Annotated in this window: 30 protein-coding genes and 1 tRNA gene; 4 read left to right on the top strand and 27 right to left on the bottom strand. The window is 61.2% G+C overall.

Annotated elements, in window-relative coordinates; all coding sequences use genetic code 11:
* Nucleotides 1-213 precede the first annotated feature (213 nt).
* From IPM27_05955 to IPM27_05855, 21 genes are all read right to left on the bottom strand, one after another.
* On the bottom strand, nucleotides 214-612 hold the full coding sequence (locus IPM27_05955) for a helix-turn-helix domain-containing protein (protein ID MBK9161091.1): 399 nt from the start codon (nucleotides 610-612) through the stop codon (nucleotides 214-216).
* A complete protein-coding gene (locus tag IPM27_05950) occupies nucleotides 605-808 on the bottom strand; it encodes a hypothetical protein (protein ID MBK9161090.1) in 204 nt (67 codons plus the stop codon). Before IPM27_05950 ends, IPM27_05955 begins: the two co-directional genes overlap by 8 nt.
* A gap of 1 nt (nucleotide 809) precedes the next feature.
* The gene (locus IPM27_05945) at nucleotides 810-1,274 is read right to left on the bottom strand and encodes a hypothetical protein (GenBank protein ID MBK9161089.1); all 465 of its coding nucleotides are present in this window, start codon (nucleotides 1,272-1,274) and stop codon (nucleotides 810-812) included.
* 140 nt (nucleotides 1,275-1,414) lie between these two features.
* Nucleotides 1,415-3,697 carry a hypothetical protein gene (locus IPM27_05940; protein MBK9161088.1) on the bottom strand — a complete coding sequence of 761 codons (2,283 nt, stop codon included), beginning with the start codon at nucleotides 3,695-3,697 and terminating at the stop codon, nucleotides 1,415-1,417.
* Nucleotides 3,690-3,905: a DNA-binding protein gene (locus tag IPM27_05935; protein MBK9161087.1), complete on the bottom strand. Its 216-nt coding sequence runs from the start codon at nucleotides 3,903-3,905 to the stop codon at nucleotides 3,690-3,692. Before IPM27_05935 ends, IPM27_05940 begins: the two co-directional genes overlap by 8 nt.
* Nucleotides 3,902-4,639: a hypothetical protein gene (locus IPM27_05930; protein ID MBK9161086.1), complete on the bottom strand. Its 738-nt coding sequence runs from the start codon at nucleotides 4,637-4,639 to the stop codon at nucleotides 3,902-3,904. Before IPM27_05930 ends, IPM27_05935 begins: the two co-directional genes overlap by 4 nt.
* Nucleotides 4,636-5,130 carry a hypothetical protein gene (locus IPM27_05925; GenBank protein ID MBK9161085.1) on the bottom strand — a complete coding sequence of 165 codons (495 nt, stop codon included), beginning with the start codon at nucleotides 5,128-5,130 and terminating at the stop codon, nucleotides 4,636-4,638. Before IPM27_05925 ends, IPM27_05930 begins: the two co-directional genes overlap by 4 nt.
* The gene (locus IPM27_05920; GenBank protein MBK9161084.1) at nucleotides 5,127-5,339 is read right to left on the bottom strand and encodes a hypothetical protein; all 213 of its coding nucleotides are present in this window, start codon (nucleotides 5,337-5,339) and stop codon (nucleotides 5,127-5,129) included. The genes IPM27_05925 and IPM27_05920 overlap by 4 nt, the downstream gene beginning before the upstream one ends.
* Nucleotides 5,340-5,349: 10 nt before the next feature.
* A complete protein-coding gene (locus IPM27_05915; GenBank protein ID MBK9161083.1) occupies nucleotides 5,350-5,970 on the bottom strand; it encodes a hypothetical protein in 621 nt (206 codons plus the stop codon).
* Between the two features lie 46 nt (nucleotides 5,971-6,016).
* Nucleotides 6,017-6,820 carry an ATP-binding protein gene (locus IPM27_05910; GenBank protein MBK9161082.1) on the bottom strand — a complete coding sequence of 268 codons (804 nt, stop codon included), beginning with the start codon at nucleotides 6,818-6,820 and terminating at the stop codon, nucleotides 6,017-6,019.
* A complete protein-coding gene (locus IPM27_05905; GenBank protein MBK9161081.1) occupies nucleotides 6,820-7,569 on the bottom strand; it encodes a hypothetical protein in 750 nt (249 codons plus the stop codon). The genes IPM27_05910 and IPM27_05905 overlap by 1 nt, the downstream gene beginning before the upstream one ends.
* Entirely contained in the window at nucleotides 7,566-7,856 is a 291-nt protein-coding gene (locus IPM27_05900; protein MBK9161080.1) for a hypothetical protein, read from the bottom strand. Before IPM27_05900 ends, IPM27_05905 begins: the two co-directional genes overlap by 4 nt.
* Nucleotides 7,853-8,314: a hypothetical protein gene (locus IPM27_05895; protein MBK9161079.1), complete on the bottom strand. Its 462-nt coding sequence runs from the start codon at nucleotides 8,312-8,314 to the stop codon at nucleotides 7,853-7,855. Before IPM27_05895 ends, IPM27_05900 begins: the two co-directional genes overlap by 4 nt.
* 38 nt (nucleotides 8,315-8,352) lie before the next feature.
* A complete protein-coding gene (locus IPM27_05890; GenBank protein MBK9161078.1) occupies nucleotides 8,353-8,631 on the bottom strand; it encodes a helix-turn-helix domain-containing protein in 279 nt (92 codons plus the stop codon).
* 179 nt (nucleotides 8,632-8,810) lie between these two features.
* Nucleotides 8,811-9,272, bottom strand: coding sequence for a hypothetical protein (locus IPM27_05885; GenBank protein MBK9161077.1), 462 nt, complete (start codon nucleotides 9,270-9,272; stop codon nucleotides 8,811-8,813).
* Nucleotides 9,273-9,292: 20 nt separating this feature from the next.
* Nucleotides 9,293-10,711 (bottom strand): recombinase family protein, encoded by a 1,419-nt coding sequence (locus tag IPM27_05880; protein ID MBK9161076.1) that lies wholly within the window; start codon nucleotides 10,709-10,711, stop codon nucleotides 9,293-9,295.
* Complete coding sequence (locus IPM27_05875) at nucleotides 10,708-11,178, bottom strand: DUF2924 domain-containing protein (GenBank protein ID MBK9161075.1); 471 nt, start codon at nucleotides 11,176-11,178, stop codon at nucleotides 10,708-10,710. The genes IPM27_05880 and IPM27_05875 overlap by 4 nt, the downstream gene beginning before the upstream one ends.
* The gene (locus IPM27_05870; protein ID MBK9161074.1) at nucleotides 11,175-11,402 is read right to left on the bottom strand and encodes a hypothetical protein; all 228 of its coding nucleotides are present in this window, start codon (nucleotides 11,400-11,402) and stop codon (nucleotides 11,175-11,177) included. Before IPM27_05870 ends, IPM27_05875 begins: the two co-directional genes overlap by 4 nt.
* 119 nt (nucleotides 11,403-11,521) lie before the next feature.
* Nucleotides 11,522-12,277: an OST-HTH/LOTUS domain-containing protein gene (locus IPM27_05865; GenBank protein ID MBK9161073.1), complete on the bottom strand. Its 756-nt coding sequence runs from the start codon at nucleotides 12,275-12,277 to the stop codon at nucleotides 11,522-11,524.
* Nucleotides 12,278-12,398: 121 nt separating this feature from the next.
* Nucleotides 12,399-13,253 (bottom strand): ImmA/IrrE family metallo-endopeptidase, encoded by an 855-nt coding sequence (locus tag IPM27_05860; GenBank protein ID MBK9161072.1) that lies wholly within the window; start codon nucleotides 13,251-13,253, stop codon nucleotides 12,399-12,401.
* Nucleotides 13,254-13,327: 74 nt separating this feature from the next.
* On the bottom strand, nucleotides 13,328-13,672 hold the full coding sequence (locus tag IPM27_05855; GenBank protein MBK9161071.1) for a helix-turn-helix transcriptional regulator: 345 nt from the start codon (nucleotides 13,670-13,672) through the stop codon (nucleotides 13,328-13,330).
* A gap of 236 nt (nucleotides 13,673-13,908) precedes the next feature.
* On the opposite strand from IPM27_05855, the gene IPM27_05850 reads away from it, so the two are divergent.
* Nucleotides 13,909-15,150, top strand: a complete 1,242-nt coding sequence (locus IPM27_05850; protein ID MBK9161070.1) for a hypothetical protein — start codon at nucleotides 13,909-13,911, stop codon at nucleotides 15,148-15,150.
* A 3-nt stretch (nucleotides 15,151-15,153) separates the two neighbouring features.
* Nucleotides 15,154-16,080, top strand: coding sequence for a hypothetical protein (locus IPM27_05845; GenBank protein ID MBK9161069.1), 927 nt, complete (start codon nucleotides 15,154-15,156; stop codon nucleotides 16,078-16,080).
* 278 nt (nucleotides 16,081-16,358) lie between these two features.
* Here the strand turns inward: IPM27_05845 and IPM27_05840 are convergent.
* The 5 genes from IPM27_05840 to IPM27_05820 all read right to left on the bottom strand — a co-directional run bounded on the left by IPM27_05840 (nucleotide 16,359) and on the right by IPM27_05820 (nucleotide 21,002).
* Nucleotides 16,359-16,434 (bottom strand) — tRNA-Phe (locus IPM27_05840).
* Between the two features lie 130 nt (nucleotides 16,435-16,564).
* Complete coding sequence (groL, locus tag IPM27_05835) at nucleotides 16,565-18,205, bottom strand: chaperonin GroEL (protein ID MBK9161068.1); 1,641 nt, start codon at nucleotides 18,203-18,205, stop codon at nucleotides 16,565-16,567.
* A 27-nt stretch (nucleotides 18,206-18,232) separates the two neighbouring features.
* Complete coding sequence (gene groES / locus IPM27_05830; GenBank protein MBK9161067.1) at nucleotides 18,233-18,523, bottom strand: co-chaperone GroES; 291 nt, start codon at nucleotides 18,521-18,523, stop codon at nucleotides 18,233-18,235.
* A gap of 149 nt (nucleotides 18,524-18,672) precedes the next feature.
* Nucleotides 18,673-19,923, bottom strand: a complete 1,251-nt coding sequence (locus tag IPM27_05825; protein MBK9161066.1) for a nitronate monooxygenase — start codon at nucleotides 19,921-19,923, stop codon at nucleotides 18,673-18,675.
* A gap of 179 nt (nucleotides 19,924-20,102) precedes the next feature.
* Nucleotides 20,103-21,002: a TIGR01777 family protein gene (locus IPM27_05820; GenBank protein ID MBK9161065.1), complete on the bottom strand. Its 900-nt coding sequence runs from the start codon at nucleotides 21,000-21,002 to the stop codon at nucleotides 20,103-20,105.
* Between the two features lie 88 nt (nucleotides 21,003-21,090).
* On the opposite strand from IPM27_05820, the gene IPM27_05815 reads away from it, so the two are divergent.
* Entirely contained in the window at nucleotides 21,091-22,488 is a 1,398-nt protein-coding gene (locus tag IPM27_05815; GenBank protein MBK9161064.1) for an adenosylmethionine--8-amino-7-oxononanoate transaminase, read from the top strand.
* A complete protein-coding gene (gene dacB, locus IPM27_05810) occupies nucleotides 22,485-23,951 on the top strand; it encodes a D-alanyl-D-alanine carboxypeptidase/D-alanyl-D-alanine-endopeptidase (GenBank protein MBK9161063.1) in 1,467 nt (488 codons plus the stop codon). The genes IPM27_05815 and dacB overlap by 4 nt, the downstream gene beginning before the upstream one ends.
* Here the strand turns inward: dacB and ubiD are convergent.
* Nucleotides 23,948-25,411 carry a 4-hydroxy-3-polyprenylbenzoate decarboxylase gene (ubiD, locus tag IPM27_05805; protein ID MBK9161062.1) on the bottom strand — a complete coding sequence of 488 codons (1,464 nt, stop codon included), beginning with the start codon at nucleotides 25,409-25,411 and terminating at the stop codon, nucleotides 23,948-23,950. The genes dacB and ubiD overlap by 4 nt on opposite strands.
* Nucleotides 25,412-25,491 lie beyond the last annotated feature (80 nt).

The raw sequence follows: 25,491 nt of genomic DNA, 5'->3' as shown, positions 1-25,491 counted from the left end.
CTATCGAAATGCCGGGCTGTCGCCTCCCGCATGGGTTTTTGACAGGAAGGACCCGTCGAATTTTCTGACTGAGAGCGATGTAGCTTCACACCCACACCGCTCGCCAGATCATAGCTGTCATGCTATCCAAAATCAGGGGTAGATGTTGCATGCCCAAAAACCGCTGATTGCCGTTGATTGCAGCGCTTACACGCCTATTGACGCCAAACCACGTCAAAACACTACCGCGCGATGAGCCTGCTCGTTGAGTCGTTCAGCAACGATCTGCAGTGCCCGTTGCCACCGTCTCCACGCCGTCGTCCGCTCACAACCAAAGCGACGACAGATGACTTTCCACTCGTATTGCTTGGCCCGCATCCAGACAAGGTGTCGCTGCTCCACCTCGAGCCATTGCACCCACTGCATCGTCTCCATCATTCGATCGATGGCCTGCGGGGTGGGCGGCAAGGGTCGGTAGACGTGCTCGTCATCGGGGCAGGACTCCCATACCTCCCGAGCGAAGGCAGGCCAGACATTGAAGTAGCCCTGCACCCTGACGCGAGGCAGTCGCCGTCCGGTCTCTGCCGCCTCGGAAAAGCGGGCTGCCACATCCTCCATTGTCCATTCAACCATGGCGTTTCCCTCCGTACAGGCGTTCACCGATCCGTCGCACGAACTCCCGCTCGACGAAGTCCAGACGGTCGTCCTGCTCGGACACCACGAGGATGTGCTGGTCACGCCAGCCGGTCTGCTTGATGGTTTCCAGGTCGGTGGTCTGCGGTTGCAGGCGACCGAGCGGGCAGCGGTATTGCTGTGCTGGGATCTTCACGTCACACCTCCTGCGTCTCGATGGCCCAGTGCAGCAATGCCAGGGCATCGGCTTCGTTGTCGTCCTTGGGATCGTGACCACGTGACAGTGCAGCTGCGATCATCTCGTCCTTGCCGGCATTGCCTTTGCCGGTCGCGTGCTTCTTGATCGTGCCGACTGGCACGCCTTGGTACGGGATGTTGTGATGCTCACACCAGGCGGTGAGGTGGCCCATGAAGCCACCGTAGGCGTGCGCGGCATCGACGCCTGCGTGACGCCGTACCTCTTCGAAGTACACCGCGTTGATGGAGTGGCTGGCCGACAGCAGTTCGTTGAGCCAGCGCTTGAATCTGAGGAAACGCATCCCGCCACCCTCGAAGCGCTGTGGCTTGAAGCATTGCGTGCCGCTGAGGATGCTGCCGTCCATGTGGTGCAGTGCCCACCCGGTATTCGTGCCCAGATCGAGGGCCAGGATCGTCGTATTCATGTGTTCAGTCCTTTCTTGCACTTGGTCTGACGCAGCCGACACGGTTTGTCGAAACATTCCATGAGGCGCGCACGCGCACACGTGTGGTGAGTTACGTGAAAGAGCGTCGGCTGCGTCAGACGGATGGTTTTTCATGAGCGTCAGTTATCTGCGTAAGGGGTGTAAGCGGGCGTGGGTGGGTTCTTGAGACCAATCCCCTGAAATCCCCGCACACCCATGCTGTTGCGCCATTTCTCAACTCCGCGTGTGATGAGCAGATCGGAAAAACGCCGCTGCGACCCGCTGAACTCGCCCGCCGCTTCCGACCATTGCTTCCAGTCGGTGAACAGTTCGGCGGTCAGCGACTTGGCGTTGGGCTCGCGCACGCAGCACTCATCCAGCCAGCGGCCCAGTGCATCCTCGGCTTCGAAGTACTCCTCGGTTGCCTCTACCACCCGCTGGGGAGGATCGAGCCGCCCCAGACGTTGCCAGTCGAGGCAGCCCTGCACCGCCCAGGCCAATATGCCGTCACGCTCGGCCAGCAATTTCTGCTGCAGATGCTTGTCGCGACGCTCGGGCGGCACGGTGATCGTGAACGGAATCAGATGCAGTCGCCGCTTCATCGCCTCGTCAATGTTGCGAATGGCCGGCTTGTGGTTGCCCGCCACGAACAACTTGAACTGCGGGAAAAACTCGAAGAAGTCCTGGCGCATAAAACGCGCGGAGATCTTGTCGCCCCCGGTCAGGTTCTTGACCTTCGATTCGGCCCAGCGTCGCCCCTGCTCGGTTTCGATGGCTGCCACGAAGCGTGCGCCGCGCAACCCGGCCATATCGGTCGGATGCCGGTCGGTGCGCGTCTCCATGAAGGTGTCCATCGGCGCGTTGGTCGCGTAGTCCCCAAGGATGGTGGCCAGCGTGTTCACGAACACCGACTTGCCGTTCGCGCCCGTGCCGTACAGAAAGAACAGCGCATGCTCTCGCGTCGAGCCGGTGAGGGCGTAACCGACCATTCGCTGCAAGTAGCTCTGCAACTCTTTGTCACCACCCGTGACCTCGTCGAGAAATTGACGCCAGATCGGGCAGTCACCCCCGGGCGTGGCCGTGGTGATTTTCGTCATCCGGTCAGCACGGTCGTGTGGACGCTGTCTGCCGGTCTTGAGATCGACCACACCGCCCGGGGTGTTGAGCAACCACGGGTCGGCATCCCATTCCTCGGTGGTGGCAGCATGTCTGCGGTCCGCGCGTGACAGCCGCTCGACGCCACCGACCGTACTTGCGCTGGCGAGCTTGGCCGCCACTTTGGGATTCTCGGCACGCACGGCGGCATGCCGGCAAACGCTGCGGATCAGATCGGTGGCAGCCAGCGTGTCCTCGGTGCGCCAGCGATTGCCGTCCCACACCAGCCAACGGCCCCAGGTCGCCACGTAGCGCCAGTCGCGGTGATAGCGCCGGGTGAAGGCCAGCGCCAGCGCATCCTCCGTACCCCAGACCGACTCGTCGCTGCTGGCCACAGGATCGGCATCCACGGTGATGTCGTGCATCTGCAGGCGCGGGCCATGCGCGAGAAATGCCGCAACGTCAAAGCCCTCGGCGATGGCGTCGGCCGCATCCCATCCTTCAGCCGCTTCCTCGGGCGGGTACAGGATGTGGCAGGTTTTCGCGCCCGCCGACAAGATGGCCTGCGCTGCCTGCGTCGCATAGTCCCAGCCCGGCTTGTCGCGGTCAGGCCAGATCAGCACCGACTTGCCGGCCAACGGCGACCAGTCGGTTTTCTCGACCGGGGCATTCGCACCGTGCATCGCCGTCGTGGCAGTGACCCCCGCGTCGATGAGCGCCTGGGCGCATTTCTCGCCTTCGACCAGCACGACCTGACTGGCCGAGGCCAGGCCCGGCTGGTTGTAAAGCGGACGCGGATCGGGCGGTGTCATCTTTCGGCGTTTGGCATCCCACGGACGAAACTCCTTCTTTCGTCCGGGCGGGTCGTAGCGGTAGACCACCGCGATCAGGTTGCCGGCTGCATCGTGGTAATCCCACTTTGCGGTGGCCGGGCCAAGGTCATCGACGGGTGGTTCCTTCTTCGCCTTGCGGGTGGGCGTCGGTGGTGCTTGCCCAAGCAGATCTGCCGCGTGCTGAAGTACACGCGGAAAATCTGTCTGCACATTGGCACCCAAGTGGGCCGCGATGAGATCGAAGATGTCACCGCCGTCACCGGTTGCACGATCGGTCCACAGCCCGGTCTTCTCACCATCGAGGACAACCTCGAGGCTATCGCCGGGGCTGCCAAGCACATCGCCGATGAGAAATTTCCCTTTGCGCTTCTTACCCGCAGGGAACAGTGTGGCCAGGACCGATTCCAATCGAGCGACGAGATCGGTCCGTAACGACTCACGGGTTACCCCACTGTCCTGTGGCAACTCAGCAGGGGCATCGTTGAAATCAAGCATTCGACGCGCCCCCCTGTGCCAGCATCCAGGCTTCCAGCTCCTGCAATTTGAAGCGCACGAGTTTGCCGACCCGGTAATGCGGTATGCCAAGCCGCTGACGCTCCTTGGGATGAGTGAGCAAGTACCTCGGCAGATTCAAGCAATGAGCCGCCTCGCTTGCATCAACTAAGCACTCACCCAGCACATCGGTGATGGATGAAGGGTTCATGGTGTATTCCTCCAGCACCGGTCCTGCCATGCGCACATCCGGCACTCAAAGTGGGTGGATTCGAGAAAGCTGCGTGGTAGCAACTCGCCGGCATCCGTGGCCGAAATCACCTTCAGCGCGCGGTCGGACATACGCTGGGCCAGTGCCGCATCGAACGGCACCAGCTCGGTGTAAATCTCCATGGTGTCGGCATTGATCGCCGTGAAGATTGCCGGCTGTTCATGCAACTCCAGATAGGCCTGGTAGATCGCTACCTGCGCGGCGTAGACTGGCTTGGCCACGGCCAGCCGGTTTTTTTCCAGGTCACGCCAGGACTTCGAGCCGAGGCACTTGCATTCCCAGAGAGCTGGGTAAGCAAAGCCCTCGGGGCCATCGACGATGACGCCATCGATGTGCCCCTGCAGGCGTCCGCCGACCGCCGAGAAACCGAACTGATCGCCACTGGGTTTACGGGTGCGCAGATCGAACCCGGCTGCCCGCAACCACTCGAGCATGCAGTCTTCCATTACATGGCCACGCTCGAAAATGCGTAACAAGCGCCCATCATGGTCACGGCCATGATCGACCGGCGCCTTGGCAAACTCGTACTGCAGGGCTCGTTCGCATGACGCTCCGAGACGTGAAGCACCCAGGTACTCACGCTGCGTCTCAGCGGATCGCACGCGCTGCATCCCGGCATCGACCAAGGCGGCGATCTGTCCAGAAATGCTGGAAGAGGAGTTGAAGTCCATCATGACTTGCCTCCCTTCCCGTCTTCCCAGGGCAGGTCATCCTCCAGATCGGCGAACGGACTCGCCAGCGGATCGGGTGTAGGCGGCATGCCCCGCACTGGTGGGAATTTTGTCGCCTCGTGGTGCACGACCATCGCATCGGTGTAGCAGGTCACGATGGCATCGATCACGCGCAGCGCCTCCGCTTCGGAGTAGTCGCCGAGCGGCTTGGTGAATCCGATCGCGCCTGCTGCCTCGCCGAACGCTTTGAGACAACTGCGCATGGCCGCCAACTCGACATCAGACGGATCGATCATGACGACCTCCCTGATGTCCTTGCCGCCATCCTTGACGCGCAGCCAGTTGCCATACAGTGCGTGAAACGCGTCCTGGCAGCGCCGGGAGCAGAACACCCAGTCGACGGGGTAGCGACGAGGGTTGCCGACGCGATGCTGGTTGTCGGAATAGCCGAAGCCCCTGGCCTGTCGTTTGCAGACCCAACACTTTCCGCTCATACATGACCGCCTCCCGGCTGCATTCCACGCCGGGCACGGACGACATGCTCAGCGCAGAAGGCATCCAACTCGACATAGTCGTTCCGAATAGTGGTCGTGCCGATACGCACACCTTTCGGATGGCGGCAGCGAGCGATACGCAAGCCGCCAATGTCGCTGGCACTGGTTGGATCGAGATGGTGGCAATTGCCACAACGTTTTCCGTTCATGCCCACGCTCCTACTGTGCCCAGGCTGGCTTGCCCGTGGCAGCCGGACGCTGAGGAGTCGCATGGGACGGAGTCGCCTGCGCTGACGCTGCGGAACTGCCGCCGGTCGGCACCTTGGGCGCCATTCCCATCAGCGCCGCGTAGTCCTTGTGATCGGGTTCGACGGCTAGCTTGACCACGTTGCGGTTCTCGCCCTTGGCGTCCTTCTCGACATCCACGCGGGCCAGAAACTCGATGCCATCCAAGTCGGCGAAGCCGTTGATGCGCCGGGCAGTGGCGGCTTGGGGTGAGTTGTCCTGAGGCGAGACATTGCGAGCGGAATTGAGGATGCCGCGAATCATGCTGCGGCCCATCTGACCCCAGGCTGGCCCTTTCCGGGATTGCAGGCCGATGTTCGACCACATCTTGCGTTTGGCAAACGGGCCTTCCAGCACGACGAATTCGCAGGCGAGGTAGACGCTGCCGGTGTCGAAGCTCTCGGTGGCATAACCCCCGGTCCAACCCTGGGCAGGATCGTCGTGACCGCCCGGCTTGATCGTCATGCGCACCTTGACGAGCGCGCCCTTGGGGATGAGATCGAAACCCTGTTGCTGTTCTGCATCGTTGAAGTCCTGCCATGTGTTCTGGTTCATGTGTTTCTCCTTGAATTGGGTAAATGCGATGGATTGGCCTGCGGCCTCAGTTGCTCTGGGTGCCGAGGCATTTCTGGATGAGCTTGCCGAGATCCGGCTCCTCGATAGCGTCGAGGCGGCCACTACGGTCCTTGCTCGGGTAGCCGAAGGTGTTGTCGGCTCGGGTGACAAACCCCCGGTAGGTCGTGCCGTCGTCGGCCTTGAGAATGGCCAGGGTCACGACCTCATCAAGGACACCCGGTAACTCCAGTGCGGTCTTGCTGCCTTCCAGTTGCAGCTGGTAGTAGCGCCGGTTGAAGTCATCGGTCTTCTCCTCGAGGATGGCGACGTAGATGACGTGTTTGTCCCGGACGTGTTGCAGGTGCGTGAGCGCCGTGATCATTTCCTGGCCCAGCAGGCCGTAAGCGCCACGACTATCCGGTTTGCCGTTCTTCTCGCTGAAGGCCTGCGGCTGGGTCTTGCACCAGGCGAAGCACAAGCGCGAGAGCACGGTCAGGCTGTCGACGAAATAGGTGTCGTATTTGGCCAGTTGTGCCGGGTCGCCATACCGGGTGCAGACATGCTCGAAGTGAGCCTGCGAAAACGCCTGTTCAGCGGTGGCGGTCGGCATGGGGCCGGCGAGGAACACCACAAGATCGCGGAACTCTTGCCAAGTGCGCGGCCGCACGGTGTCACCCGGCCAGTCGCGCACCGAGAGATCACCAGCCTCGAGATCAACGAACAGTGTGGAATCGGCCGGCAGGGTCTTGAGTTGGGTGGTCTTGCCGACGCCGGGAAAACCAACCAGGCCGACCTTGGCGCTATGCCGCTCGCGCATCCGTTCGTCGGCTGAAATGATGGGTAGAGACATTACGCGGCCTCCTTGAGCAGATCGGCGACTTCAGGCCGCCAGAGGATCTGGTAGCCGGAGTGCCCGTTGCGGGAGTACGGCAACGCTTCGCCCCATGCCTGGCCGGCATCGGTCAGTTCCCACTCATCTCGGTCGTTGCGACTCTGGAAACCCAGAGCCGACAGCCTGAGGTTGACCGCCCTGGCAGAAAGACCGATTTGCTCACCGAGCTTTGTCGGGTTCACTGCCGCCAGTGGATCGTTGCAGGCAGGCAATGCACGGCGCATGGTCTCCACCGACAGACCTGTGTTCTCCTGGATGCAGGTGAGCGTTGCCGCCATGGCGATGCCTTGCTTGACACCGGGCACCTTGGCCACCGCCTCGCCGATCATCAGGATGGCGGTGACGCGGTCCTGGGTGGGCGCCGGCAATGCAGCCACGGAGCCAGGCACGGCATAGGAACCAGTCTTGCGGATTGAGGGCAGCACCTCATGGGTCACCCAGCGCTTGAAGCGCTTGGCTTCGGGCTTACGGCTGCCGAGCACCAGGTTGAAGAGACCGGACTCGTTGACCACGGTCATTTCCTGCTGCCCGCCAGGGGTGTGAATTGAACTCACATCCTTCTCGTCGTCGTCCAGGCGCTCAAGCGCCTTGCGATCGAGGTTCAGAGTGGACAGCAGGTCGGCAGCGACGAACCTCGGCTCGCCGTCCTGGCCAATGACAACACGCACATCATGCGACTCGAAGTCGAAAGCGACGATCTGGTTCATTTCGTCACCTCCACCGCGACTGCGCCCACCGTGTCAGAGCCGAGACAGCCATTCTCACGGGCCATTGTGTAGAGGCTGTCGAGCGCACTGCGGCGGCGGTGGATGCTCGCGCTCTCGGCATTGAGGGTCTGGATGGCGAAGGCCACTTCATCGAGAGTGGCGTCGAGCAGGGGCTTCTCCACCAAATTGCCGTAGCGATCCTGATAGCGAATCGTGGCGGTCAGGTGTTCGCCGGTATAGGCGCCGAGCTTGGCTTGCAGGGATTGATGCAGGGTTGGGGTTTTCATTCGTGATCCTCCTGGACTAAGGCAATTCGGTAGCTGGTTTTGCCGGGTTTGACGGTGCGGGCCTTGGCGAACGTCTCCTTGAGGGTCGAAGGCCAAGCGTTGAAGCGGGTCTCGGAAATCGAGTAGTCGGTGTCGATGTAGTCGCCGACCTTGTCGCCGGCAGCGGCGATACGCTGTGCGATCTCGGCCAGTTGCGACTGATCCCAGACGACCTTTTTGGGCACGTCGACCGTGATGCGCAGCGGCCCATCAGAGAGATGGCAAACGCCGAAGTCCTTGCCGGATGCCTGTCTCACTGCCACGGCCTGCTCGGCGTAGCGCTGGTCGAGCGCAGCATGGAAGCGATCGAGCACACCCTTGACCAAGGACTGCAGGGTCAGCAGATTGGTGTGTGCCTCTTGCATCTGTGCTGGCGGCAGCGCGGCGATCTGAGCAACGCTCATTTCGGCCAACGGCATGGCCTGCTCGATGTCGACAGGGGAAGTGTTGGAAGTCATCATGCTTGCCCTCCTGACTTCGCCACGCGCTCGGAGGTCGAGTCGTGCAGCGCGCTATATTCGAAGTCGATGACGGCTTCGAGGGGATAGCTGACTCTTTTCGACAACTTGAGGTAGCGAGGTCCGCGACCTTCGCTGCGCCAGCGCTGCAAAGTTTTGGGGCTGAGACCCCAACGCTGTGCAAGCTCGTTTTCGTTCAGGACCCGGCGGTCGCCAGGTGCCAGGCTGTTGATCGCCGGGTGGGACGACCGAGGGATGTTGCTTGCCGGTGTCGGCATATAAACCTCCAATGACGTTGTTGAGGAAGAGATGTCATTGGAAAATTTCGGTGGCGAACATAAGAGGGACGGAATGGCGAACCACGAGGAAACTTCTGGTTCGCCATTGCCCGGGGCACAGAAGCAAAAACGGCGAGCGCAGGGCTCGCCGTCGAGGCAGGTGTCTCGGCATCAGTGGTTCAGTTCGCGAACCCCAGCGCTTTGCGTTGCTCGCCCCAATCACGTGGCAGTTGGTCACGGCGACCACGCAAGGTGTGAAGATTCAGGTCACGTGGCTGGCGGCCGTCAAGGACGGACTCGATGATGTCCGGTGCCAGCGTGGTCAAGCGCAAAACTTCCGCCACCCAACCAGGCTCGAGCTTCAACGATCGGGCCAAGTCATTCGCGGTGGGATAGCGCCCCTCATCGAGCAATCGCTGCCAGTAGAAGGCTTTGCCCAACATCCTGATCATCGGCAGATCGTGGCCACCGGCACCCAGCACCGAGTCATCACCGGTCGGCGGAATCATGACCTTGCGATTCTGCTTGCGGCGGATGGTGAGCGGCACCACCGTCACCCGCTGTTGGCCAGTGGTGTAGTTGCGGGCATCGCCGCCGATGTCGATACGGACGCTGCGCAGTCGGGGATTGTCAGCTCTCATGGTTGGTTTGGCCGTAGTTCTCATGCGTAAGACTCCTCCGGGGATTCCTTCATTTCCTCGACCAGAGGATGCCGTGCAATGTCCGCCCCCAGGCCGATCCACCCATCCTCGCGCCAAAGGATGTCCAACCCTTGCCCGTGCACTTGGATGCGCTCGATCAAAAGCTGCGTGATACGTTGCTGCTCAATCGGGAAAAGTTGCTCCCACACTGCGCCGATTCGCTGCATCGCGATCAGCACATGCGCTTCGTCAAGATCTGCGCCGGCAGGATGCCTCTGGCAAGCACGCCAGGTGGCGACGAGCATCTCCGGCGAGCGGAGCGCCAGGTGAATTTGTTCGAGGACTGCAGTCTCGATCTCGGCAGCTGGGAGGGCCCCGATATCTTCCGTACCGGGCTGCAATGTGGCCCCGGCATTGCGCCGCTTGTGCAGGTAGGGCACGTAATAGCGGTAGAGCCGTCCGTTTTTCTTCTTGGTGAAATGGTGAATCATGCGCTGCCCATCGGGTGCAAACAGCAGACCAGCCAGCAATGCTGGGTGTTCGGTGCGATGCTCGCGCGGGCCCTGCTTCCGCCGTTCGATGAAAGCGTGGACGGCATTCCAGAGCTCTGAAGAAACGATCGCTTGGTGCTGCCCCGGATAACTCTCGCCCTTGTGCACCATCTCGCCAAGGTAGATGCGGTTGCGCAGCATGGCGAACAAGTATTGCTGATCGATCGGGCGACCAGGGCGATGCAGGCCACCCTGCGTGACCCAGGACTTCGTGGTCTGGCCTTCGATGGCAAGCTCACGGACAAGCTGCGCCGCAGAACCATGCTCGGCATATCGGCAGAAGATGCCGCGCACCAGCTCGGCTTCGGCGGCATTGACGATCAGCTTTCGCTCGACGACGTCGTAGCCGAGTGGTGGCATACCGCCCATCCACATGCCTCTGGCCTTGCTCGCGGCGATCTTGTCGCGGATGCGCTCGCCGGTGACCTCGCGCTCGAACTGCGCGAAGGACAGCAGGATGTTGAGTGTGAGCCGCCCCATGGAGGTGGTGGTATTGAACTGCTGGGTGACAGAGACGAACGACACCCCGTTGCGGTCGAACACGTCGACCAGTTTGGCAAAGTCTGACAAGGCTCGGGTTAAGCGATCGATTTTGTACACCACGACAATATCGACCTCGCCGGCCTCGATATCGGCCATGAGGCGTTTGAGGCCGGGACGATCCAAGTTGCCGCCGGAGTAGCCACCGTCGTCATAGCCATCACCAACAGCAACCCATCCTTCGTGACGCTGGCTGGCGACAAATGCCAAGCCGGCATCCCGCTGCGCTTCCAGGCTGTTGTACTCCTGGTCCAGTCCTTCGTCGGTGGATTTGCGCGTATAGATGGCGCAGCGTTTTTTGGGGACGATAGGCTGCGAAGGCGTCGCCATGGTGCGGTTCGCTCTCATGGTGCCTCCTGCTTACTGCGCGTCTTGAGTCCGAAAAACAGCGGACCTGACCATGGGCATCCGGTGATCACCTTGGCCACCGCCGTCAGGCTCGTGAAACGCTGCCCCCGGTATTCGAAGTCGCGCACGCCGCGCACCAGAACATGGTGTTCGACATCATCATAGATGCGCGTCAGGATGGTGCCCGGCAGGAGGCGATCGGCTTCGCGCTGAAGATTCTTGGGCAGCACTCCGGTCTCGCCGATGCTCTCCAGCTTGCGCCGTACCGATACCTTGAGACCGCCGAAGATCCGCTCCTGGAGCTTGTAAGCCAGTCGGCTCTCCAGCCAGGTACGGTGATGGTGATTCGGTCGCTGATCGAAATGCTCGTCCCACAATGCCCAAATGCTGTCCATGGGCAACAGGGAAAGTTGTGCGATGCGGGCCGAGACTGTTGCTGTATCGGGCAGCGGTGCGTGTGTCGTCATGGGCGAACTCCTTCTTGCTGATTGGGGTTCGCATTCACGCGCTGTGGGTGGGAGAAGCCAAGACAAACCGGCTCTCTATGACCAGATTTATCTGGATCGTCTGACGATGAATTTCTGGCGCGCAGTCGCAGCAATGCTGCAGAGAGCAAGTCGGCGATTTCTTCGTGCGCGTGTCGGGGGATTGGTTTGCCCCTGTCGATGGAGATGAGTTCGATGTCGTGCATGATGGCAAGCGTTCCATAAGGTAACGCTGCTCATGCTATGTACGAGTGCCACTCCGGGTAACGCGTTTTAGCGGGAGTGCGCGGAACAATGCACCAGGGAACCGCGAACAAGCCCTTGGCTAGGCCTTCTTGGATCGATACCAGGCAGCACGCTGACCATCTACTTCGCGATACCGAAGATCAAAAAGACGAGACTCGTGCACCACCTGCCGCCAACTGCTGCATCCATACTTTGGGGGAAGTTGTTCGGGGTGGCGCTCGACGATCCACCTTCCAGCCATGGCGACTGGGGTCCATCCCTCAACAGCTAATTCACTCGCTGCTTCCCGAAGCGCTCGCACAATGCCGGAAGCAGGCCAATCTACTGAGCCATCCGGGGCGATGCCATTAACCACAAGATCGTGAAATACGTCTGACTGGACGAACTCCGCCGCCAACTGCCGTGCCTGATCCATGTGCTCCGCCCAGCCACGAAGTTGCTCGAAGTGCTGGTCGATGCGGCTGTAGGCAACTATCAACGCGTCGTGCGCTCCACGGCACCCGTCAAGACTCCAAAGGTCGTGCTGATCGATGAAGTGGTGCACCAGGTTGTTTCGCAGCAAAACCAGTTCCTTCAGATCGTTCTCTGTCCGCACATAATCTTCGGCGGAAAGACTCAGATGCATTCGCATCCCAAATGAAATGACGTCCTCGGGCGCATCTGCCGAGACTTCGGCAGGAGTGTCGCCTTCATCGGTGACGACATACGATCCGATAAGTTGGCCAACCAGTGTGCCAAGCGTTTTGCTGGCGGTGTCGGCGATGCGCGCCGCGCGGATTGACTCCAGGGCATGGGCGGGCCCTGCGATCTCGTGGTGCGCGACGATGGCCTTGATCAGGCGCTCGTATTGTTGCAGCCGAAGCAGACAGCGGCCCAACAATCGCTGAACTTCATGCTGCAGCGTCGGCAGTGTGCCGTCTGTGGGTAGCGTCGTCATGTCATCGATCAGTCACGTTTTACCGAACCGGCAACTGGCCGTTCGAGACGAACTGGTCGTAACTGTCGAAGCTATCGCCATCCTGCCATGATTTATCCCACGGTCGTGGCTCAGCCGATTCCAGCAGCAACAAGCTGAGCACCCGATCGCGCTCGCTGTAGGTATGCTTGAACTCCGTCAGCTTCATGTACGGCGCCTCCTCAGCACACCAGACGGCAGCCGACAAAGTGATGCCTTCCCATTCCTGTGCCACCGAGGTATCGGCAGCCACGGTATTCGGTAACGGCTCCTGCGGGTCGTCTGTTCTCCGAACTCTCGCACGCGTCATGACCGCCGCCCTGCTGCGCGACTCGTAGTCCAGATAACCGTTGTCCCAACAAACCAGGATTGCGCGCTGACTCGTGTGCTGGATAAAGCGGATGCACAAGGCTTCGAACGACACGTCGAATTGCTTCGCCAGACCACTCAGCAGATGCAGGTCGACATGCGAGCCATTGATGCATTTGCCGAACACGTCTCCCGGCATCAGGAGATTGCTGGCAAAGACGTTGGCCTCGCGTTCGATCACCGCCATGGTGTCCGAGCCGGAGTAGACGCTGGATTTGTCGCAGTTGAAGCCGCCTTCGGGCGGTTGAGCGCGATGCAGCACGAAATGCCCAAGCTCGTGGGCGATGGTAAAGCGCCGTCGCTCCTGCCTGGCAGAACCGTTGTAGAAAATGCCCCACTCGGCAGCATCGTCTGGATTACGAACCAGCGCACCCTCGCAGCCAGACCACGGCGCAGGCGCCGGCGGCTTTATCTCCTTGACGCCCTTGCCATAGGGCGTTGAGGGAAGCATCTGCCTGATCAAGTCGAGATCGGTAACCAGAGGCATCTCACCGCCAAGGTAGGCGCGCATCCATTTGATGATGTTGTACGCGGCCTTGGGCGGCGTGAGTACCTCCGCAGTCACTTCTTGTCTCCGTCCTTGCGCGAGCCGAACATCACTTCCAGCGCCTGCCGGTAACGCCGCTTCTCCTCCTCCGGCATGCCGACATACTCGCGGAAGAAAACGACGTCATCGGGCGTGGCATCAGGTGCTTCATCAACGGGCTCTCCCATGAGATCACCCATCGTTACGCCCAATATCTTCGCAATGGCCTGGATCCGTTCGGCGGACGGCCGCTGCCCCGGTTTTTTCTCCAGTTCCCAGATATAGGCCTTAGTACAGCCGACCGCGTCGGCCACCTGCTGCAAGGTCAGTCCTTTGGCCTCGCGCAGGCTTCGCAGGCGTATTCCGAACGCCGAACCCATAGCGATGCTCCTGTCTCGTCAATAAATCCTGATAGGACTGAAAGTATAGCTCTGTGATACATAAAAGCGCCAGATGTTCCTTGCTTGTTGACAAGCGTAATCGGGAGGAACAGAATTGCGCTGTATCACGCTACTTTACTATTGCGCGATATAAGTTTAGTAATCATAGTCGCCGGCCAGCGCTTCGAATTCCTCGTTCGCAAACCTCCGACGCCATTTCGGAAAGGACTACGAAGATGAAAAAGACTTGGGTCGAAGTGCTGCTCGAACTGCCGGTGGACGCCGGGCTGCGCGACTTTTTGACGGACAATGGGCTGACCATGCCCGCTGGGTTTACCTGGACCGATGCGCCAGAAACCTCGCAGGCGCTGGTGGAAGCCTTGCTCACTTGCCCTGATGTTACCGTGCGCGATCGGGTGGCGGCGAAACTCCGTGCCAGTGTTGAGTTGGGCGACGCCGCCGGCAAACAGGCGATGTTCCAGGTATCGACGGGCAATGCGGCTGCACTATCGGGATTGGTGGCATGCCAAAGCGACATGCACCGTTCGTTCTGGCTCTACGCGAAACACCCAGACTTGTTCGATCGCGCTGGCGACGTCGATCATTTCGAGCGTCACGGCGGGCAGGCCCAGCAGCACGATCTCGGCGTATGCCGCCGACCCAACACCTCAGAGCCGGCCATGACCGGGTTGCGCCAGGCCGTGTCGGCGTTCTATCAGCGCGAGATGCAATGCGGCGACCGGAGCAAAGCGTATGTCGTGGAACGCAGCCCTGGGGTTTTCTTGCTGAGCGTCCACGTCAAGGATCTGGCGATGCTGCAATTGGAGTTCGAGGGTGACGACCTCAAGCGGCGAGTCGGCAATCCGAACATCCACTCGGTGCTGGAGTATTCGATGGCCACGGGTGTGACTCGGACCCTGGTGCGGGGCGGCGTGAAATACCATCAGATGCTGCTCGATGCGTTCGCCGAGCATCTGCTGGGCGTAAAGGTCGATGCCCAGCGGATCAAACCGCCGACGCTGGACTTGTCCGTGTTGCGCCTCGGCTTCAACGTACCGGCCGCCCAGGCAGACGGATTTGATGTTCTGCAGGTGAAGTCGATCACCGTCCTCAGTCCTAGCTCGGCACTGAAGTTGGATTGCACGGCAATGGCCTCCAGCGAACAGCGTTGCGTGACGGATCTGCTGCAGGACGAGTTTCCCAACGAGAACCCGCTGAGCCGGGGCTGGTTGGTGACGGCCGCGCACATCAATCTCTACTATCCGCCCGAGCCTGGAAAGATGCGCCCCAAGGTCGTGACCATCGAGGTCACCCGCAAGGGACGGCTGAACCTCCACAAGTTCGATGCCGAGATGCAGGGACAGCTGGAAGGCTATCTGGTCACGTTGGGCATCCTGCAGCCGGGCCAGACGCTCTCAGCCCACGAGGCACCGCCGGACGTCGAGACCGCGAATCAGCAGCCGGTGTACGAGGAATAATCAGTGGCGAGCCACGATGCATGGGCGCTGGTGTGCCGTCTGTTTTCCGGCGGCACACCCTTGTCACACAGCACGTTATCACCCAGCGAGATTGCCGCATCCAGCACCCTAGGCAAGGCAGTGAAACCGGCAGTCCTGAATCAGACCCATACGCTATGCCCCTACTGCCAGCTGCATCGATGTCAGATATGGGGCGACGGGAAAGGTGGTCGCATTTGCCATTGTCCGGAGTGTGGCCAAGTCTCGGTACAAGCTGATGACCTGGCCGCACTGGAACTCGATCAAGAGTGGTTTCGGGCGAAGTTGCGGCTGGCCATGGATATCAATAGCCGGGATGGGATCATCGATCTCGGGGCCGACGTTTGGCATCTGGGTGACGCACGAAGCGCTCCGGTAGTGCTGGCGCGCAGCCTGATGAAGATCTGGCGCGAGCCGACGATCCTGGACCGGGTTCGGGTGAAGGATGGAAACATCCGCGTCATTGCACCTCGGCACAGGGAAGCGCGGGGAGAGCCACTTGGGCATGGCGTGCAGTGGTTGTCGCTGGAGGAAAGATTTGCTTTCTATGGGGGCGGGATCACCTACACCCCGGTGGCCGAGACAGCCGGCATGTCAGTGGTGGCTGACCCGACGACACCTGTCTTTGGTCCGTTCTCGGCAGATTTCCGGTGGGTCACGTTGGATAGCTGGTCGGATGGAGCCATCCACTGCACGCCGGGCCAGGCTGCCGTATTCAAGGCGCTATGGGAATTCAAGGGTGAATGGCGTCGAGGGGAGCAGGTAATGCTGCGCGCCAAACTCAACAGCACGAAGCCGAGTGACGTCTTCAAGGCGGCGCGATACGAGGGGCCTCGTCACGCCTACCAAACTCTCGTGGATACGCAGGAACGCGAAGGGCTGTATGCAATGCCGTGTGCGGCCAAGCGGTGAAGGGTATTCGTGACATGCACCGCCTATCCAAGTCAGCCGGAAAACCTTGTAAGCTGGCACGCACATAAGCTATTGCAACAAAGGTCAATGTGCGTGTGCCACGGCGAAAGAGTTGGTGGAGATTTTGAGAGAACAGAGGGCAAAAGAGAGTCGAACCGACTGCTCTGCGGCCCAGACCGTGCATACCCATGGCACACGCAGAATGGGCGCGAACCGCGCGTGGTTTGCGGGAAGTAGAAATGGAAACGCCCAACTGAGAACAGTTGGGCGCTAAATACTGGTGGCTCGGGGCGGAATCGAACCACCGACACGCGGATTTTCAATCCGCTGCTCTACCAACTGAGCTACCGAGCCATTTGCGCTCCGCCAACCATGATGCCGATGCAGCATGATTCGCGAAGCGGCGCATTATACCGATACCGCGCCAAATGACAAACCCCGCCGAAGCGGGGTTTGTCGATTTGCTGCAAAAACGGTCGATGATTTACATCATACCGTCCATGCCACCCATGCCGCCCATACCGCCGCCCGGCATCGCCGGCTTGTCTTCCGGCATCTCGGCGACCATGCAGTCGGTCGTCAGCATCAGGCCGGCGATGGAGGCCGCGTTCTGCAACGCGGTGCGGGTCACCTTGGTCGGATCGACCACGCCCATTGCCAGCATGTCGCCATACTCGCCGCTCGCGGCGTTGTAGCCGTAGCTGCCCTTGCCTTCGAGCACCTTGTTGACCACCACGGACGGTTCGTCGCCGGCGTTGTCAACGATGGAGCGCAGCGGCGATTCCATCGCGCGCAGCACGATGGTGATGCCGGCGTCCTGGTCGGTGTTGTCGCCCTTCAGCTTGGCAACCGCAGCCTTGGCACGCAGCAATGCCACGCCGCCGCCGGGAACGATGCCTTCTTCAACGGCTGCACGGGTCGCGTGCAATGCGTCTTCCACGCGTGCCTTCTTTTCCTTCATTTCGACTTCCGTCGCGGCGCCGACCTTGATCACCGCAACACCGCCGGCCAGCTTGGCCTTGCGCTCCTGCAGTTTCTCCTTGTCGTAGTCGCTGGAGGATTCGTCGATCTGCTTGTTGATCTGGGCGATACGGCCCTTGATCGCGTCTTCCTGTCCGGCGCCGTCGATGATGGTGGTGTTGTCTTTCGCCACTTCGATGCGCTTGGCCTGGCCCAGTTCTGCCAGAGTGACTTTTTCCAGTGTCAGGCCGACTTCTTCGGCGATCACAGTGCCACCGGTCAGGATGGCGATGTCTTCCAGCATGGCCTTGCGACGGTCACCGAAGCCGGGCGCCTTGACCGCAACGGTCTTCAGGATGCCGCGGATGTTGTTGACCACCAGCGTGGCCAGTGCTTCGCCTTCCACGTCTTCGGCAACGATCAGCAGCGGACGGCCTGCTTTGGCGACTTGTTCCAGTACCGGCAGCAGGTCGCGGATGTTGGAGATCTTCTTGTCGTGCAGCAGGATGTAGGGATTCTCCATCAGCGCCAGTTGGCGATCCTGGTTGTTGATGAAGTACGGGGACAGGTAACCGCGGTCGAACTGCATGCCCTCGACCACGTCCAGTTCGTCCTGCAGACCGGAGCCGTCCTCGATGGTGATGACGCCTTCCTTGCCGACCTTGTCCATCGCTTCGGCGATCTTCTCGCCGACGGTGGTGTCGGAGTTGGCGGAGATGGAACCGACCTGGGCGATCTCCTTGCTGGTGGTGCAGGGCTTGGAGATGTTCTTCAGTTCTTCGACCGCAGCGATCACTGCCTTGTCGATGCCGCGCTTCAGGTCCATCGGGTTCATGCCGGCGGCCACGAACTTCATGCCTTCCATCACGATGGATTGTGCCAGCACGGTTGCGGTGGTGGTGCCGTCACCGGCCACGTCGGAGGTCTTGGAAGCGACTTCCTTGACCATCTGCGCGCCCATGTTCTCGAATTTGTCCTTCAGTTCGATCTCTTTAGCGACAGATACGCCGTCTTTAGTGATGGTTGGCGATCCATAAGAGCGATCCAGCACTACGTTGCGGCCTTTCGGGCCCAATGTCACCTTGACCGCATCTGCCAGGATATTTACGCCAATTACCATCTTGTTGCGTGCTGCATCGTGGAATTTTACGTCTTTTGCTGCCATGTCTGTTCTCCTGAGTATCTCGTGTTATTAGGCTTCGACTACGCCGATGATGTCGTCTTCGCGCATGGTCATGTATTCCTGGCCGTCCATCTTGAAGTTCTGGCCGGCGTATTTGCCGAACAACACCTTGTCGCCGACCTTGACGCTCATCGGGCGCAACTTGCCGTCGTCGCCGATCTTGCCGTTGCCCACGGCGATGATTTCGCCCTGGTCAGGTTTTTCGGTGGCGGCATCGGGAATCACGATGCCGGATGCGGTCTTGCGCTCTTCTTCCATGCGCTTGACGATGACGCGATCGCTCAAAGGACGAATTTTCATACTTGATATCTCCTGAATCAGTAAGTTGAATGAAAGCGGGATACGGAGGTTTTGTGTGTCTGACCAGCCCATCGGCCGGTTTTGGCACTCTCCGCCTGCGACTGCTAATAATAGGGGCGACCCTGCCCGATTTCAAGAGCAGGGGGGATTTATTTTTGCGGGGGAAGGGCGACCTTGTTGTCGGTGCTGAACTGGTAGTCCTTGAAAATGTGCTCGGCGCTCAGTATCTGATAGGTGCCGTCGGCATTGCGGTGCGTCGTGTCCTTGAGGCGGTAGGTGTAATGGCCGCAGGTCCAGCAATTGTAATTGCGCATGTGGGTGCACAGGCAGGTCTTGTCCTTGACCGAGATCTTCTTCTCGCCGGGGTGCGCTTCCACTTCGCGGTAATACGCGTCGATGTAGGCGCAGTGGCCGTTGGCATCGAGCAGATAACCGTACGCCTCGCAATTCGGGCGGATGCCGGCGCCGATCGCCGGGCAACTCTTGATCATGCGCATCGGGTAGCCGGTCGGCGACAGCATGTTGACTTCGATGTCGTCCTCGCTGGCCTTGAAATATTCCTGCTGGACATCTTCCGGGATGCCACACTCCTGTGCGACGGTGAAACGGGTCGCCACCTGAATGGCGGCAGAGCCGGTTTCCAGATAACTGACCGCATCGCTGCCGGTGAAGATGCCGCCGGCCGGGATGACCGGGATGTCGAGATGCTCGTCCTTCAGGTATTGCTGGATCTCGACCGTGATGGTGCGCAGGTCGTATTGCGCCCAGTCCATGCCGAAACCCAGGTGGCCGCCGGCCAGCGGGCCTTCGACCACGATGTAATCGGGCAGGCGACCGAGCTTGGAATTCTTGCGCAGGAACAATTGCAGCGCGCGCACGGAGGAGACGATGATGCCGAGTTGCGCATCGCGGAAGCGCGGATGGTCTTCCATCAGCGCGAACGAGCCCAGATGCAGGCCGGCCGCCAGCGTGATGCCGTCGATCCCGGCATCCAGCGCGCCGCACAGGCGCACGCGCAGGGTCTCGCGCGGGGAGTTCATGGTGAGTTTTTCCATGCAGTTGATGAAGATCATGCCGTCGCCGCGCTTGGCTTCCATGGCGCGGCTGACATGCAGGCGGGTGGCCTCGGCAACCTGCCCGAGGTCGAATTGCACGACCGCCTTGTCGGTGTTCGCGACGTTGAATTTGTAATGTTTCTGTTTGTCCTTGACGAAGGAGGTCTTGTAGTGGCGGTCCGTCACGGTCGGCAGCATCGCGTCGGAGATGTGTCCGACCCCGCCCAGGCGTGCGGCTTCCAGAGCCAGTTCTGCGGTGGAGATGTCCACGCCCATGCCGCCGATCATGATCGGCACCAGCTCGCGCTTGCCAAGGCGCAGACGGAAATCGTCAACACGTTTCATTGCTACTGTTCCTCCTGCCGCTCTCTCGAAGGTGTTCAGGAAAGTCGGAAATTATCGTTATGCGGACATGCGAGGTGCGAAGGATGCCACAGATTGGGGGGATACGGAAAGCAACGCCGGAGGACAGGCAGGGAAATCAGCAGGTTGAAAGAAGCGTTGCATTGCGGGTCGAGGCATCTTCATTTGCCCAGCACGTCGTTCAGCGCATCGCGCAGATCGGCGAAGGCGAAGGGGTGGCGCGCTTCCAGCATCCGTGCCGGCAACACCCGCTGACCCTCCAGGATCAGGCAGGCGCGTTCGCCCATGCCCATCCTGACCAGCGAGGCCGGCGCGGCGAACGGCGCGGGGCGGTGCAGCGCCGCAGCCAGTGTCGCGGTGAACCCGGCGTTGGTGACCGGGTGCGGTGAGGTCATGTTGTACGGCCCGCCGGCATGCGGATCGTGCAGCAGACGCAGCAGCATCGCGACGTAGTCGTCGATGTGCACCCAGCTCATCCATTGCCGCCCGTCCCCGAGCCGCGCGCCCATGCCGAGCCTGAACGGCGGCAGGATGCGCGTCAGCAGGCCGCCGTCCTTGCTCAGGACCAGGCCGGTGCGCAACAGGCAGACGCGTACGCCGTAATCTTCCGCCGCGCGCGCGGCGGCTTCCCATGCGACGCACAGCCGGGCGGGAAAGTCGTCGCCTGCCATTTCGTTTTCATCCAGCCGGTCATCGCCGCGATTGCCGTAATAGCCGATCGCCGAACCGCTCAACAGCACGGCCGGTTTCCGTTCGGCGGTTGCGATATGGCGCGCCAGTGTCTCGGTGAGGGCGACGCGGCTGTCCCGCAGCACCTGCTTGCGCTGTGCCGTCCAGGAGGCATCCACGATGGGCTCGCCGGCCAGGTTGATGACGGCATCGAATGTCTGTCCGGGCTGCCATTCGTCCAGCGATCCGAGCGCATGGACGGAGCTGCCGCATTTCGCCGCGACCGTCTCCGGGCGGCGGCTCAGCACAGTCAGCTCATGGCCTTCCGCGAGGAGTGCAGGGCAAAGGCGGCGTCCGATCAGGCCTGTCCCGCCGGTGATCAAGATACGCATGGCAACCTCCTGTAAACGATTCCGATTCGTATATGTTACGCCGCAGACACTTGGTCGGCATTACCCAAACTCCGTTATGATTCTACGTATGACGGTCACCACCAATCCCGAACTCCTTGCACGCAGCCTGTCCGCCGTGTGGCATCCCTGTTCGCAGATGAAGCACTATGAAAGTTTTCCGCTGATTCCGGTCGCGCGCGGCGCGGGTGTGTGGCTGTACGATTTCGACGGCAGGCGCTACCTGGATGCGGTCAGTTCCTGGTGGGTGAACCTGTTCGGGCATTGCAACCCGCGTATCAATGCGGCCATCGCCGACCAACTCGGCAAGCTGGAACACGTGATGCTGGCCGGTTTCACCCACGAACCGGTGGTGCAGCTTTCGGAACGCTTGCGCGAACTGGCCCCGGCCGGACTGGGTCATTGCTTCTATGGTTCGGATGGCGCGTCGGCCACCGAGATCGCGTTGAAAATGAGCGCCCACTATTGGCGCAACAGCGGCCAGCCCGGCAAGACTAAATTCATCAGCCTGCAGAACAGCTACCACGGCGAGACGCTGGGCGCGTTGTCGGTGACCGATGTCGCGCTGTTCCGTGATGCCTACGGCGCACTGATCGCGCAACAGGCGACGGTGGCCAGCCCGGACTGGCGCAATGCGGAACCGGGCGAGACTGCGGAGCAGTTCGCGCTGCGCTGTGCCGACCTGCTGGAGGCGCATCTGCGGCGACATCACGCGCAGCTGGCCGCCTTCATCGTCGAACCGCTGGTGCAGGGCGCGGCCGGTATGGCGATGTATCACCCCGTTTATTTGAAGAGGGCGCGCGAACTGTGCTCGCAATACGGTGTGCACCTGATCGCCGACGAGATCGCGGTCGGCATGGGCAGGACGGGAACCATGTTCGCGTGCGAACAGGCAACCCTCTCCCCCAGCCCCTCTCCCGCAAGCGGGAGAGGGGGGGTGCGCGCTAGCGCCGGAGCGAGCGCGAAATCTGGCATCACGCCGGACTTCCTGCTGCTGTCCAAGGGCATCACCGGGGGTTACCTGCCGCTGTCCATCGTGATGACGAGCGACGACATCTATCAGGCGTTCTATGCCGACGAGACCGCGCGCGGCTTCCTGCATTCGCATTCCTATACCGGCAATCCGCTGGCCTGCCGCGCCGCGCTGGCGACGCTGGACATCTTCGCGCAGGACGAGGTGCTGGTCTCGAACCGTCACAAGGCGGAATATCTGAACAGCATCTCCCAACCGCTGCGCGAGCATCGCGCGGTGCGCAACTGGCGCAACACCGGCATGATCTGGGCGTTCGAGGTGGAGAACGGTCATCCCGATTTTGCGCGGCGCTGCTTCGCGCTTGGACTGCAGCACGAGCTGTTGTTGCGTCCGATGGGCGATACGGTCTACTTCATGCCGCCTTATGTCATCGATGAGACGGAGATGCAGTTGCTGGTGGAGCGCACGCTGAAGATCGTGGAGGCGCTGGCATGAGGCGACTGTTGCTGGCGTTGGTATTGTCGTTGCTGGTGTCGGGTGCGTGGGCGGCCTCGTTGCCGCGCGAAGTCCGCATGGAACTGAAGCGGGCGGGCATTCCGCCGGATGCGGTGGCGGTCGAGGTTCGCGAAGCGGGCAAAATGGCGCCGCTTGTCAGCGTCAATGCGCGGCGCGCGATGAATCCCGCTTCGACGATGAAGTTGCTCACCACCTTTGCCGCGCTCGACCTGCTCGGCCCGGCCTATACATGGAAGACCGAGGCGTGGCTGGACGGCGACCTGAAAGACGGCGTGCTGCGCGGCGACCTGATCCTGAAAGGGTACGGCGAGCCGAAGTTCACGATAGAGCAGTTCTGGCTGTGGCTCGCCGAACTGCGCGCGCGCGGACTGCGCGAGATACGCGGCGACCTGGTGCTGGACCGCAGTTATTTCGACCTGCCGCCGCATGATCCGGCGGAATTTGACAACGATCCGGTGCGCGCCTACAACGTCGGTCCGGATGCGCTGCTGCTCAATTTCAACACGCTGCGGCTGCGTTATCTGCCCGACGGCGACAAACTGAACGTGATCACCGAGCCGCCGCTGGACGGCATCCTTCTGGACAACCGGCTGGCGCCGCAACCGGCAGGGCGGTGCAGCGACTGGGATGACGGCATCCGGGTCCAGCCGGACGGCGACAGCGTGGTGTTCCAGGGCGGCTATCCGGGCGATTGCGGCGAGCGCGAGCACAACCTCAGCGTGATGCCGCACACGCGCTATGTCGAGGCGGTGTTCCGCGCGCTGTGGAAAGAGCTGGGGGGTACGCTGAAAGGCGGAATGCGCGAAGGCGTGGCCGGAGAGCGCGCGCGGCTGTTCTCCACGCACGACTCCGAGCCGCTGGGTTCGGTCATCCGCGACATCAACAAATTCAGCAACAACGTGATGGCGCGCCAGTTGTTCCTGACGCTGGGGGCGAGCGTTTCTCTTCCCTCTCCCTCACAGGGGGTGGATGGGGGCAAGGAAGATGAAAAATCTCCCGCATCCATAACCGCCGAACCGCAACCGATGTCCATCGCGCGCAGCACGCAGGCCTTGAACGACTGGCTGCAGAAACAGCATCTCGATTTTCCGGAACTGGTGCTGGAGAACGGCGCGGGACTGTCGCGCAAGGCGCGCATCAGCGCCGCCCACCTCGCTCAGTTTCTGCAGCTTGCGTTACGGCATCCGCTGAGCGCGGAACTGCAGGCATCGCTGCCGATACTCGGCGTGGACGGTACGGTCAGGAAACGCCTGAGGGAAAGCGAAGCGACCAGCCATGCGCACCTCAAGACCGGCACGCTGAGCGGCGTGAAGACCATCGCCGGCTATGTGCGTTCAAAGAGCGGCAAGGAATGGATCGTGGTGTTTTTCATCAATCATCCCAACGCCGGGCGCGGGCAGGATGCGCAGGACGCGCTGATCGAGTGGGTGCAGCGGCATTAAAGCCCCAGCTCGCTCCACATCGCATCCACCTTCGCTTTCACCGCCTCGTCCATCACGATGGGCGTACCCCATTCGCGCTGCGTCTCCCCCGGCCATTTGTTGGTTGCGTCCAGCCCCATCTTGCCGCCGAGACCGCTCACCGGCGAGGCGAAGTCCAGATAGTCGATGGGCGTGTTCTCCACCAGCAGGGTGTCGCGCACCGGGTCCATACGGGTGGTGATCGCCCAGATCACCTCTTTCCAGTCGCGCACGTCGATGTCGTCGTCCACCACCACGATGAACTTGGTATACATGAACTGGCGCAGGAAACTCCAGATACCGAACATCACGCGCTTGGCGTGGCCGGCGTATTGCTTCTTGATGCTCACCACTGCCATGCGGTAGCTGCATCCTTCCGGCGGCAGGTAGAAATCCGAAATCTCGGGGAACTGCTTCTGCAGCAGCGGCACGAACACTTCGTTCAATGCCACGCCCAGCATCGCCGGTTCGTCGGGCGGCTTGCCGGTGTAGGTGGAGTGGTAGATCGGATCGCGCCGCATGGTGATGCGCTCAATGGTGAACACCGGGAACTTGTCCTGCTCGTTGTAGTAGCCGGTGTGGTCGCCATACGGCCCCTCGAGCGCGGTCTCATCCGGATGGATCACGCCCTCCAGCACGATCTCGGCGGAGGCGGGTACCTGCAGGTCGCTGCCGATGCATTGGACGACTTCGGTCTTGCTGCCGCGCAACAACCCGGCGAACTGGTATTCGGACAGGGAATCCGGCACCGGCGTCACCGCACCGAGTATGGTCGCCGGATCGGCGCCGATCACCACCGCGACCGGGAACGGCTGCCCCGGGTTCTTTTCGCAATGGTCGCGAAAATCCAGCGCGCCGCCGCGATGCGCCAGCCAGCGCATGATGACCTTGTTCGGCCCCAGCACCTGCTGGCGGTAGATGCCCAGATTCTGCCGCGTCTTGTTCGGGCCGCGCGTGACCACCAATCCCCAAGTGATCAGCGGCGCGACATCGCCCGGCCAGCAATGCTGGATGGGGAGCTTGCCCAGATCCACATCCGCACCTTCCCACACCACCTCCTGACACGGTGCGCTTGAGAGCACCTTGGGCGACATGGTCATCACTTGCTTGAGGATAGGCCATTTCTCCCAGGCATCCTTCAGCCCCTTGGGCGGCTCCGGTTCCTTCAGGTACGCGAGCAACTTGCCGACCTCGCGCAACGCGGCCATGTTTTCCTCACCCATGCCCAGCGCCACGCGGCGCGGCGTGCCGAACAGGTTGGCCAGCACCGGGGTTTCGTGTCCGACGACATTTTCGAACAGCAGCGCCGGCCCTTGCGCACGCAGCACGCGGTCGGCGATCTCGGTCATCTCCAGGCGGGCGGAGACCGGCGCGGTGATGCGCTTGAGTTCGCCGATGCTTTCCAGTTGTGCGATGAAGTCGCGCAGGTCTTTATATTTCATCCTGAATTCCTTTTTTGCACCACGAAGCGCACGAAGCACGCGAAGAGAAACCGGGTGTTATTTCGCATTCCAATCTTTGG

This window comes from Nitrosomonadales bacterium (assembly GCA_016716325.1).
Taxonomy (GTDB): domain Bacteria; phylum Pseudomonadota; class Gammaproteobacteria; order Burkholderiales; family Gallionellaceae; genus Gallionella.
Note: the sequence above shows the minus strand (reverse complement) of the source record. Positions and strands in the feature narration are given on the sequence as shown.